12 protein-coding genes are annotated in these 11,492 nt (G+C 31.8%); 3 read left to right on the top strand and 9 right to left on the bottom strand.

Annotated elements, in window-relative coordinates:
* Nucleotides 1–11: 11 nt before the first annotated feature.
* The 5 genes from SPD90_RS06920 to SPD90_RS06900 form a co-directional block, all read right to left on the bottom strand.
* Nucleotides 12–329: a L7Ae/L30e/S12e/Gadd45 family ribosomal protein gene (locus SPD90_RS06920; RefSeq protein ID WP_320624658.1), complete on the bottom strand. Its 318-nt coding sequence runs from the start codon at nucleotides 327–329 to the stop codon at nucleotides 12–14.
* Nucleotides 319–600 carry an RNase P modulator RnpM gene (gene rnpM / locus SPD90_RS06915; RefSeq protein WP_320924742.1) on the bottom strand — a complete coding sequence of 94 codons (282 nt, stop codon included), beginning with the start codon at nucleotides 598–600 and terminating at the stop codon, nucleotides 319–321. The genes SPD90_RS06920 and rnpM overlap by 11 nt, the downstream gene beginning before the upstream one ends.
* 27 nt (nucleotides 601–627) lie before the next feature.
* Complete coding sequence (nusA, locus tag SPD90_RS06910; protein ID WP_320626549.1) at nucleotides 628–1,803, bottom strand: transcription termination factor NusA; 1,176 nt, start codon at nucleotides 1,801–1,803, stop codon at nucleotides 628–630.
* Between the two features lie 28 nt (nucleotides 1,804–1,831).
* A complete protein-coding gene (gene rimP / locus SPD90_RS06905; protein ID WP_320626550.1) occupies nucleotides 1,832–2,293 on the bottom strand; it encodes a ribosome maturation factor RimP in 462 nt (153 codons plus the stop codon).
* A 216-nt stretch (nucleotides 2,294–2,509) separates the two neighbouring features.
* Nucleotides 2,510–6,811, bottom strand: coding sequence for a PolC-type DNA polymerase III (locus SPD90_RS06900; RefSeq protein WP_320924741.1), 4,302 nt, complete (start codon nucleotides 6,809–6,811; stop codon nucleotides 2,510–2,512).
* Between the two features lie 181 nt (nucleotides 6,812–6,992).
* Here SPD90_RS06900 and SPD90_RS06895 point away from each other — a divergent pair, with 181 nt between their 5' ends.
* Nucleotides 6,993–7,661 (top strand): hypothetical protein, encoded by a 669-nt coding sequence (locus tag SPD90_RS06895; protein WP_320924740.1) that lies wholly within the window; start codon nucleotides 6,993–6,995, stop codon nucleotides 7,659–7,661.
* Between the two features lie 53 nt (nucleotides 7,662–7,714).
* Here the strand turns inward: SPD90_RS06895 and SPD90_RS06890 are convergent, their stop codons facing one another.
* Nucleotides 7,715–9,202, bottom strand: coding sequence for an SH3 domain-containing protein (locus SPD90_RS06890; RefSeq protein WP_320924739.1), 1,488 nt, complete (start codon nucleotides 9,200–9,202; stop codon nucleotides 7,715–7,717).
* Between the two features lie 228 nt (nucleotides 9,203–9,430).
* On the opposite strand from SPD90_RS06890, the gene SPD90_RS06885 reads away from it, so the two are divergent.
* A complete protein-coding gene (locus SPD90_RS06885; protein WP_320623829.1) occupies nucleotides 9,431–10,174 on the top strand; it encodes an NAD-dependent protein deacylase in 744 nt (247 codons plus the stop codon).
* 66 nt (nucleotides 10,175–10,240) lie between these two features.
* Here SPD90_RS06885 and SPD90_RS06880 read toward each other — a convergent pair whose 3' ends face one another.
* Nucleotides 10,241–10,378 (bottom strand): hypothetical protein, encoded by a 138-nt coding sequence (locus SPD90_RS06880; protein ID WP_320924738.1) that lies wholly within the window; start codon nucleotides 10,376–10,378, stop codon nucleotides 10,241–10,243.
* Between the two features lie 130 nt (nucleotides 10,379–10,508).
* On the opposite strand from SPD90_RS06880, the gene SPD90_RS06875 reads away from it, so the two are divergent.
* Nucleotides 10,509–10,646: a hypothetical protein gene (locus tag SPD90_RS06875; protein WP_320924737.1), complete on the top strand. Its 138-nt coding sequence runs from the start codon at nucleotides 10,509–10,511 to the stop codon at nucleotides 10,644–10,646.
* 55 nt (nucleotides 10,647–10,701) lie between these two features.
* On the opposite strand, the gene SPD90_RS06870 is transcribed toward SPD90_RS06875, so the two are convergent.
* Nucleotides 10,702–10,887, bottom strand: a complete 186-nt coding sequence (locus tag SPD90_RS06870) for a hypothetical protein (RefSeq protein ID WP_320924736.1) — start codon at nucleotides 10,885–10,887, stop codon at nucleotides 10,702–10,704.
* 70 nt (nucleotides 10,888–10,957) lie between these two features.
* Complete coding sequence (gene scpB, locus SPD90_RS06865; RefSeq protein WP_320624732.1) at nucleotides 10,958–11,491, bottom strand: SMC-Scp complex subunit ScpB; 534 nt, start codon at nucleotides 11,489–11,491, stop codon at nucleotides 10,958–10,960.
* Between the last annotated feature and the right edge of the window lies 1 nt (nucleotide 11,492).

The raw sequence follows: 11,492 nt of genomic DNA, 5'->3' as shown, positions 1-11,492 counted from the left end.
ATCACCCCCTATTAAATTTTTACTTCAACGAGTTCTAAAATCTTTTGTGCTAGAGCTTTATCTTTTATCCCTAGCACTGCTCTCGGTGATTTTCCTATAGATAAACCAAGCTCTACCTTTGTTGAAAACAGAATTTGGTCTACCTTTCTATACGCCGATTTGTCTTTAAATAACTTTTTAGTATTATCTGAAGCGTCCTCGGCGATTATTATTAAATTTACTTTGCCTTTTTTGAGATCTTTTAAAGTTGTGTCATCTCCTGATACGACTTTGCCAGCTCTCATAGCTAGACCTATATAAGAATGAATTTTTTGATTGTTATTTATCATAAGCTTCTAACTCCGTCAATAATTTTTCGTATACTTCATCAGAAACTTCGACCTTAAAAGCTCTATTTAAAGCTTTTGTCTTTATGGCTTTTTTTAGACATTCAGAGTCTTTACATATATATGCACCTCTACCATTTGCTCTGCCAGATGGATCTAAAAATATTTCGCCTTCTTTGTTTTTAACAATTCTCATAAGCTCTTTTTTAGAATCTCTATCTTGACATACTATGCATTTTCTTTGAGGTATTTTCTTTACTTTTTTCAAAGCCATCCCTCCTTAACTTTATACTAGTTGAGATTATTCTTCAATATCAGAATCTAAATCAACTTCAGTATCTAAATCTATATCTTCTACTTCAGCTACTTCAGGTGTAGATTCGATTTCTTCTTCGTTAGCTTTTAATTCCATTTCTTCTTTTATTTGTGATTCGCTTTTTATGTCTATTTTCCAATTAGTAAGTTTAGCTGCAAGTCTTGCATTTTGACCAGATTTACCTATTGCTAAAGATAATTGATAATCAGGAACTACTACAAGTGCAGTTTTTTCTTCTTCATTTACATCTACTCTTACAACTTTTGATGGGCTAAGTGATGCTGATATAAATTCAGCTGGGTCTTCACTGTAATTAATTATATCTATTTTTTCTCCACCTAACTCATCTACTACAGCTCTTACTCTGGAACCTTTAGTACCTACACAAGCACCGATTGGATCTATTCTTTCGTCTATTGATTGAACTGCTATTTTAGTTCTTGAACCAGCTTCTCTTGAAACAGATTTTATTTGAACTATACCTTGGTATATTTCTTCTACTTGTTTTTCAAATAATCTCTTAACAAGACCTGGATGACTTCTTGAAACTACTATTTGAGGTCCTTTATTAGTCTTTTTAACTTCTAGTATATATACTTTTATCTTTTGACCTGCTTTATACTCTTCTCCAGGAATTTGTTCAGATTCTGGCATAGAAGCTTCTATTTTTCCTACATTTACATATACAGTTTTTGAAGTAGCTCTAGCTATTTCACCTGTAACTATTTCTGTTTCCTTTTCGATAAATTCATTGTATACGATTTCTCTTTCTGCTTCTCTTATTCTTTGTACAACTACTTGCTTAGCAGTTTGAGCTGCTATTCTACCGAAGTCCTTAGGAGTTACTTCATTTTCTATTATATCTCCTAATTCATAGCTTGGGTCTATTTTTCTAGCATCTGCTAATTCTATTTCTAAGAAAGTATCGTATAAATCTGATTCATCTACTACTCTTCTTTGAGAGAATACTCTTACTTCTCCATCTTCTCTATCTACTTCAACTCTTACATTTTGAGCTGAACCGAAGTTCTTTTTGTAAGCAGTTAAAAGTGCTTGTTCTATAGTATCTATTATAATTTCTTTATCTATCCCTCTGTCTTTTTCTAATTCGTCTAACGCTTCCATAAAATCTTGCTTTGGATCTACAATTTCTTGTTTCATTTTTATTCCTCCCTAGTTAATACTACCGCTAAAATTTCACAGCAAGTCTGATTATCGCAATATCTTTTTTATCAAACTCAACTTCACTATCATCTATTATAACTTTTATTTTTTTGTCTTCAGTTAAACCTACAAGTTCTCCTTCAAGCTGTTTTGTTCCGTTTAAAGGTTTGTATAATTTGATTTCTACATCCCTTCCTGCGTATCTTATAAAGTCTTTTTCTTTTTTAAGAGGTCTATCAAGACCTGGTGAACATACTTCTAAATAATAATTTTCTTCGATTGGGTCTTTTTCGTCTAATATAGGATTTATTTCTCTTGATACAGCTTCACAATCATTTAATGTAATTCCACCTTCCTTTTCAAGGTAGATTCTCAAATAAAATTGTCCCGCTTCTTTTACATATTCTACATCTACTAATTCTATATCCTTAGCATCTAAAACAGGCAATACTAATTCTTCAACTATAGATTCAATATTCTTTTTCATTTATGCCTCCTATTCAGTTGTATTATAACATATTTAAAATAAAAGAGTGAGAACAACTGCCTCACTCTTATCTTCTGCCATATACTATTTTTCTATTACTATAACATAAAATTTTTTTTTTTACAAGTGTTTTTGTATAAATACATTTTTAACTATTATAGTTTACACTATTTTTTTCGATTTGTACACAATAATTTCAATTTTTTTGTAAAACTTTTAAAATAAGGATAATTGATTTTTTTCACTCATATCGTTTAGAGAACCGTGATTTGAAAGTGTCTCCACTACTGTTTTTGAGATTTTAGTTCTCTTTCTCAAATCCTCTTTAGAGATAAATTCTCCGTTTTCTCTTTCCCTTTGGATATTTATAGCTGCATTTTCCCCTACACCTTGTAAAGCTATCATAGGTGGAAGTATTGTCTTATCGTCTACAACCTGAAACTTAGTCGCATCAGATTTATAAATATCTACAGGAATTATCTTTATCTTTCTCGCGTACATTTCAAGTGCAACCTCTAGGACCGTAAGCATCGTCTTGTCCTTTGCTGTTGCATCATTTCCTAGCTCGTGAATTTGATCTATCTTTGCTTTAATACTGTCGAGCCCCTTCACAATCAAATCTGCATCAAAATCCTGTGCCTTAGTTGTAAAATAAGTCGCATAAAATGCAGCCGGATAATGCACCTTAAAATAGGCAAGTCTAAACGACATCATTACATATGCTACGGCATGTGCCTTAGGGAACATGTATTTTATCTTCTTACAAGACTCAATATACCACTCAGGCACATCGTGTTTGTTCATCTCTTCTATAAATTCAGGCTTCAATCCTTTACCCTTTCTGACGTGCTCCATAATTGTAAACGCCATCTTAGGAGGCAATCCCTTAAACAGCAAGTAGTTCATTATATCGTCACGAGTAGATATAACCTCTTTGAATTCAACTACTCCATCTACAACTAAATCCTGTGCATTGTTTAGCCAAACATCTGTACCATGTGAAAGTCCTGCTATACGAACGAGCTCTGCAAAAGTAGTAGGTCTTGTGTCAAGCAGCATCTGTCTAACGAAGGATGTCCCAAATTCTGGTATAGCAAGGGAACCTATTGGACAGTTAATTTCTTCTGGAGTTACACCTAATGCCTCTGTAGATGTAAATATGGACATAGTCTCCTTGTCATCTAGAGGAATATTTGTCGCATCTAGCCCTGTAATATCCTCAAGCATTCTTATTATGGTCGGAACGTCGTGCCCTAGAATGTCTAGCTTCAGTATTCTACCACTTATAGAGTGGTAGTCGAAATGCGTCGTTATAACTCCACAGGACGTATCATTTGCTGGGTATTGTATAGGTGTAATATCATAGACCTCCTTATAATCTGGTATAACCATTACGCCTCCTGGATGCTGTCCTGATGTTCTTTTAACTCCAGTACATCCCTTTGCAAGTCTTAAAATCTCTGCACTATTTAAATCTAACTCATTTTCCTCTGAATATTTTTTAGCATATCCATATGCAGTTTTATCTGCAACTGTACCTATAGTTCCAGCTCTATATACGTGGCCTTCACCGAATAATTCCTCTGTGTATTTGTGAATTACCGGCTGATAGCTACCCGAGAAGTTAAGGTCTATATCAGGCTCCTTATCTCCCTCAAATCCTAAAAAGACCTCAAAAGGTATATCGTGGCCGTCTTTTTTAAGCTTTCTACCGCATTTAGGACAGTCTTTATCCGGTAAATCTACCCCAGAACCCCATTCACCTACATCGTAAAAATAAGAATATTTGCAATCTGGATTTTCACAGATATAATGTGCTGGAAGTGGGTTAACCTCTGTTATATCACTCATTGTAGCTGCAAGTGAGGATCCAACAGAACCTCTAGATCCAACTAGATAACCGTCTGCTAGCGATTTTGTAACAAGCTTTTGGGCTATTATATACATAACTGCGTAACCGTTGCTGATTATAGAGTTTAGCTCTCTGTCTAGACGAGTTTTTACTATTTCAGGCATCGGATCTCCGTAAATTCTCTTAGCCTTTGAGTAGCACATCTCTCTAAGCTCTGTATCTGAACCCTCTATTACAGGTGGGAATGTCTCATTTGGTATAGGTAAAAAGTCCTCTACCATATCCGCAATTTTATTAGTATTTTCGACTACGACCTCGTACGCCAGATCCTCACCTAAATACTTAAACTCCTCTAGCATCTCATCTGTAGTCCTAAAATGCAGATATGTCTCTTCTTCATCTACACTGTAGCCTTGAGAATACTTAAGTACCCTTCTAAATACAGCCTCATGCTTTTCTATAAAGTGCACATCTCCTGTAGCCACTGGAATTTTACCAAATCTCTTTGCTACATCTACGATCTTTTTATTTAATTCTCTAAGCTCGTCTTCGTCCTCAACCTCGCCGTTGTGTATCATAAACCTGTTGTTGTCTATAGGCATTACCTCTATATAGTCGTATAAATCTATAATATCTTTTATCTCATCGTCGTCTTTATTCTGTTTGACAGCCTGGAACACTTCTCCCGACTCACATGCTGAACCAACGATAATTCCTTCTTTATATTCCATCAATACACTCTTTAATATTCTCGGTGATCTGTAAAAATGATTTACATGTGCATCAGATACTATCTTGTATAAATTCTTAATTCCAACCAAATTTTGAGCTATTAGAGTAATATGCTTTGTCTTTAGCTTAGTATAGTCTATAAATCCTAATATTTCATTTACATCGCTCAATTTTTCTGCGCCCCTCTTTTGGAGCATATCCAAGAATTTTATAAATATATGAGCAGTTGCAGCAGCGTCATCTACTGCTCTATGGTGGTTGTGTAGAGGAACTCCTAGCTCCTTTGTAAGGTTATTAAGCTTAAATCTCTTTAAATGTGGTAGAAGTATTCTAGCGAGCATTAGGGTATCTACACTTTTATTTTCAAATTTTATGCCCATTTCCTTGCATTTTTGATTTATAAACCCTATATCGAATTCTGCATTATGCGCAACTAACACACTGTCTCCTACAAATTCCATAAACTTAGGCAAAATCTCTTCAATTGTAGGTTTATCCTTTATCAAATCATTAGTTATACCTGTCAATTCCTGAACCTTATACGATATATCCTTCTCTGGATTTATTAGCTCATTAAATCTATCTACAATCTCGAAATTTTGGACCTTGACAGCTCCGATTTCAGTTATCTTGTCGTTTTTATTTGAAAAACCAGTAGTCTCTAAGTCGAATACTACAAATGTCTGAGAAAGATCTTTATCATTTGGATCCTTTATAATCGGTGCATTATCCTCTACTAAATAACCCTCCACGCCGTAAAGTATCTTTATATTGTTGCTTTTACCGGCGTCCATAGCCTCAGGGAACGCCTGAACTACACCGTGGTCTGTAATAGCTATTGCCTTATGACCCCAAGTAGCCGCCTGCTTCACGAGCTTTTTAGTTTGACATAATGCATCCATTGAAGACATTTGAGTATGCGCATGGAGCTCTACACGTTTTTTAGGGCTAGTATCCTGTCTGTATTTCTTTTCCTCTAGTCTGATACCACTTATAGTCATAGTAAGCTCGCGTTTAAACGCATCGTATAATACGTCTCCCTTGATTTTTACATAAGTCCCTTCTGTTATCTTACTTAAGACCTTATCCTGATTCATATCGTTTAAGAATAGCTTACAGCTTATAGAGCTCGTGTTATCTGTGACATCTACTATAAGAAGAATTTTTCCATTTTTAAGCTCTTTGATTTCTATATTAAATATTTCTCCGACTATGCAGATAGTTCTCATATTTTGGTTTATATCGCAAATATGCTCAAATGCTGCATTTACATTTTCGCCGTATATTATATTTGTATCCTCTTGTTCCTCGTCCTTTATTACGTATGCACCTTCTTCCTCCTCTTCCTTTTTAGAGTCAGAAATTTCCATCTCCTTGATTTTTTCCTCAAGCTCTCTATCCATCTTCTCAATTATTTTTTTCGTGTCGATTTTTTCATCTACAGCCTTTTCTAATACGACCTTTAGCTCTAGAGAAAACTCCTCTAAAAAGACATTGTGGATTATATGCTCACAGTCTTTCGATTTTAATTTATCGTAAAAAATACCCTTAGGTATCTTTATTTTTAAGGTGTCATCTATACACATATATTCAACCTGCTTTCTCCATCCTTCAATAGCTGGACAGATATCTCTGAGTATATGCAGTATATTATCCCAATTCTTTTTTACTATGTCCTTATTAGATTTACGAGACAATCCATTATATCTCATCTTTATTTTTATATCAGAAAAATAATCCAATTCATCTAATAAAGCCTCCCTAAGCGATGATAAAATGTCATAAGAAATTATTTCCTTGGACGATAAATACATATAAAAAATCCTGTTCTCTTTGTAATAAACAACCTTTGTTACAAGCACATCTTTTAATCTCTTATATAAAAAATCATTTTCAATTTTCAATTTGCTCAAATAATCGTTTATGCTATCCATTTATATATGACATCCCCTTTCATCTCAAGATTTTGCTTTTTAAAATAAAATTATATCATATTTATAATTTATTTTGAAAGTCCCCTATCTCAAAGTAAATTATAAATTATTTTTTTGGATTAGCTCTTTTTTGAAGCTTTTTAATATTATTATAATAAGGTCTTATATTTGGAGGTATAGTATGACTTGCTCAAATATATATGATATAAAAAAAATACCTATTTATTATAAGGAATTAAAATGTAAAAAGCTCTTCACAAATGCTCTAGCAGAAATGAATATAAATAAAAAGCAAATTCATCTATTTTACTATAAAAAAAGCAATATTCCAATTTGCGCACTTCCCAAATTAGGAGTTGTAGTTATTTCTAAAAACGGCTTTTTATCATTTTGCTATAATTTTTACCTATTTATAAATTCGTTCAATACTGAAAATATACCTATTACAAAACACAACATATACCTTATAGGAAAATGCGCTCTTTGCCACGAAATAGGCCATATACTAGATCCAAATTTATCTATTATAAAATCGACCTCGAGCGATATAATTTCTTCAATTGCAAATTCTATAGTAGAGTACAATATAGATTTAAAGGATCGCTCCTACTACAAAAAAAATCTGCCCTTAGAACTTGAGGATTACGTCCTTCAGTTTAAGAAAAATACGATTTTAAGAGAGCTAAATGCCTGGAATATAGGAAAAGATATCGTGAATTTCAAAAGCGATATGGAAAAATATATTTTTGAAAAAATGAAGGAATACGCCTTGGCGACATATAATTACGGCAATTTAAAAAATATAGTTTCAGAAAATAATTTAGAAAATCGTATAAAGATTTTATGCTGATTTTTATTCGAGGAAAATCTAAAATTCAAAATTTTAGATTTTCCAATTTGATATTATTTATATTTAGGTATCAAATACTCTAAAGTCGTAGAGTCGTTGTAATAAGGAACTATTTTATTCATCAATTTTCCTATATAGGCTGCCCAATCTACATCTGTAGCATATTGGTGACCTGTATTGTAGCTCCATCTCATTTTATATAGTGTATTTTGATTGTATTTGCTGCTATGTATGTAATTATCAGATAGCCATTTAGCTGAGCCATCTATAGTTTTATCAACTGAAGTCCATCCCTTTTTATAAGCATATTGAGAAGCTGATGATACAGCAGTTCCGTCATATGCAGATATCCCAAAGAAGTTATAAACCTTGACTTGATTTCCTGAAGAATCAGTTACATAAACTCCCTGAGCTAATTTAGAAACTCCATGTCCTGTCTCAAGCATAGATGCTGCAACTAAATATGTCACATCTAAATCGTATTTCTTAGCTGCATCTATAAATGCCTGTCCCTTATTTAAAAATACGCTATGTGATTGACAGTATTTTGCAAAATAAGCATTCAATTCACTAGCTGTTATTCCAGAGCGATACTTATCTATTCTTAAAAATTGAAGCTTTCCATTGCTATTTGAAGTAAAATTATCTGGATTTAAATATTTTCTCAAATCTGTTTTAGTAGCATTTATATATTTATTAGAATTTGAGTAATCACTAGATATATTAGCTCTAATTTTATTGTATCCTTTTTGTGATAATTTATACTCGTAATCGACCATTGTATCGAAAGAATAGCTTAAATTTTCATATGTAGTTTTTATTCCACCTTGATTGTTATTTTCAGTATTACCTTCATTCTTATTATCTTCATTATCTGATATTTTATCAGTTAAATATTTATTTGATATGTATGCATATCCATCTTTGTATTTTATTTTTGCCCAATTTCCGTTTATAGATACTACCTTAACTTCCTGTCCATATTTATAAACTTTCAATATTTTATAAGATGTAGATGGACCTGTTCTCACATTTAATGATGATGTATTTACATATTTTATCTTTATACCGCTATCTACCTCATCCTTTAAATACTTGTTAGATACATATCCTATTTTTGAATTATACTTTATTTTTGCCCATCCATTGTCGACTGAAATAACCTCAACCGCTTGACCTTTACTCAATGTCGTTATTATCCCGTAAGATGTAGATGGACCCTTTCTCATATTAAGTGATGAAGCTGATACCTTTTTAATTGTAGTCGACTCATTTTCAACTACATCTATATACTTAGAGCTTGCCCATCCTTTTTTTTCGCTTTTAGTAGTTATTTTATACCATCCATTGGATGAATCCTCAATTGTAACCTTATCATCTTTATAAATTACAAATTTTATATCGTATGATTTATCTGGACCACTTCTTACATTTAACGCATATGCTGTAACCACACCTTCATTAGATTGTGCATTTATCGTCCCCATGAAAAATGGCATCACTGCCATGCTAGTTAATATTATTTTTTTATTAAAATTCATATAAATCTCCTTTTTTCTTTTTTAGTCCCTTTTATATTATAAATATATACCCCTATATTTACAAATTAATATTATTTTTTCAAAAAATTTATCTATTTAACTACTTATTCATTAAAATTGATACAAAACCCTTTATAATTTTCTCAATAAATATAAATTTTTTAATTATTTATAAATACTAAATAATTTGATATCATATAAATATAAATTAATTTAGGAGGTCCTAATATGAATGATAAAATAAATGAATTAAAAGAACTCATAGAAAAAAGCAATAATATAGTTTTCTTCGGAGGTGCAGGAACAAGTACAGAATCAAATATTCCCGATTTCCGTAGTTCTTCTGGACTATTCAGTGAAAAGTTAAATAGAAATTTTACACCAGAACAGCTAGTATCTCATACATTTTTTGTTAAATATCCAGAGGAGTTTTTTAAATTCTATAAAGATAAATTAATTTACCCAGATGCTAAACCTAATAATGCGCATAAGGCCTTAGCTAAATTAGAAGAAATGGGAAAACTAAAGGCTATAGTTACTCAAAATATAGATGGACTTCATCAAATGGCTGGAAGTAAAAACGTATACGAATTGCATGGATCTGTACATAGAAATTACTGTACTAAATGTCATAAATTCTTTGACTTAGATGGAATGTTAGACCTTGGCGGTAATATTCCTCATTGTGATAAATGTGGTTCAGTTGTAAAGCCAGATGTTGTTTTATATGAAGAGGGATTAGACAATGCTACTGTTGAAGGTGCTATAAGGGCTATATCATCTGCTGATTTGTTGATAATAGGTGGTACTTCTCTAGTTGTTTACCCTGCTGCTAGCTTTATAAATTACTATAGGGGTAGAGATCTAGTTTTAATAAATAAGAGCTCAACTGGATACGACAACACAGCTTCTCTAGTTATAAACGATGCAATAGGAGAAGTATTAAAAGAAGCTGTTTTAGATGTATATTAATTAAATACTGAAAAAAATCTGTCCAATCGATTACCTGGACAGATTTTTTTCAGTATTTAAATTTTATTATCTAAAATTATTTTCGTATTTTAATTTATACAACAAGATAGCTTCTGGCCACGCTTCTAGGCTACTTATTCCCTTATCCTCCGCCACAGCTAGAACTATCTCCTTTATCCTAGTCGCCTCTCTCAAAATGTCCATTTTTACACCTCTTTACAATTTTCTTCTAGTATATTATTAATATTCCCTATTTCCATAAAAAATACTATTTTTTTTAATTTTGTGCTACAATCACCTTATATAGAAAATAATTATAAACTAGGAGGCTAAAATGGATATTTCTATAATGATTGACGAATTGATAAATTACTACCTTATAATTGCACATAAGGATATCTCAGAGTCTTTAAAAGACAAATCAGAAGAAGAAATCAAAGCTCTTTACTACGATACTTTTGGCGAAGATTAAAAAAGTGCAAAAAAATTGTTGCAAGTAAAAACATGCAACAATTTTTAATTTTTTCTTATTTTCTATTGCTTTTATTATTTTTTCTAAATACATTTCTAACAAAAGATGCCCAACAAAGAGCAGCTACCATCCATAAAACACCTTTAAAAGTATCTCCTGAATTTATAGTGTAAAATCCAAACAATATACTCAATACGCACATTACAGAACCTATTATAAGTGGTAAGCTTATATTTTTCATGTTACGACCCCCCTACTTCATATATTAAAAACTTCTAAAATCGTATTTTTAACTATCGCTAATTAAATATTTAATCCATACTTTCTTCAAATTGTTCAATTGGTGGTAAATCTTCTAATTTTTCTATATTTAGAAGCTTTAAAAATTCATCTGTTGTTTTATATATTATAGGTTTTCCTATTTTATTTAACCTTCCTGCTTCCTTTATTAGAGAATTTTCAAGTAAAGTCTGTAGAACTTTATCGCATTTTACACCTCTAACGCTCTCAATTTCGACTTTTGTGATAGGTTGTTTATATGCAATTATAGTCAAAGTCTCTAATGTCGCCTGACTTAATGTTTTCTTTCTTTTAGGCTCTAGGATTTTCTTGATATAAGGAGTATATTTCTTATTGGTACACATTTGATATCTATCTTCTAGCTGTATAATCTGTATACCTCTATTTTGCTCTTCATATTCATCCCTTAATAAATTAAGCATATACTCTATTTCTTTTGGAGAAAGTTCTTCATTAATTGCATAATTTAATTCCTTTATACTTATCGGTTCTCCATATGCAAACATTATTGATTCTATAATATATTTTATCTCACTTCTCTTCATG

Source organism: Intestinibacter sp. (assembly GCF_034113885.1).
Lineage (GTDB): Bacteria > Bacillota > Clostridia > Peptostreptococcales > Peptostreptococcaceae > Intestinibacter.
The sequence above is the reverse complement of the archived record's forward strand: the minus strand, read 5'-3'. Positions and strand labels throughout refer to the sequence as shown.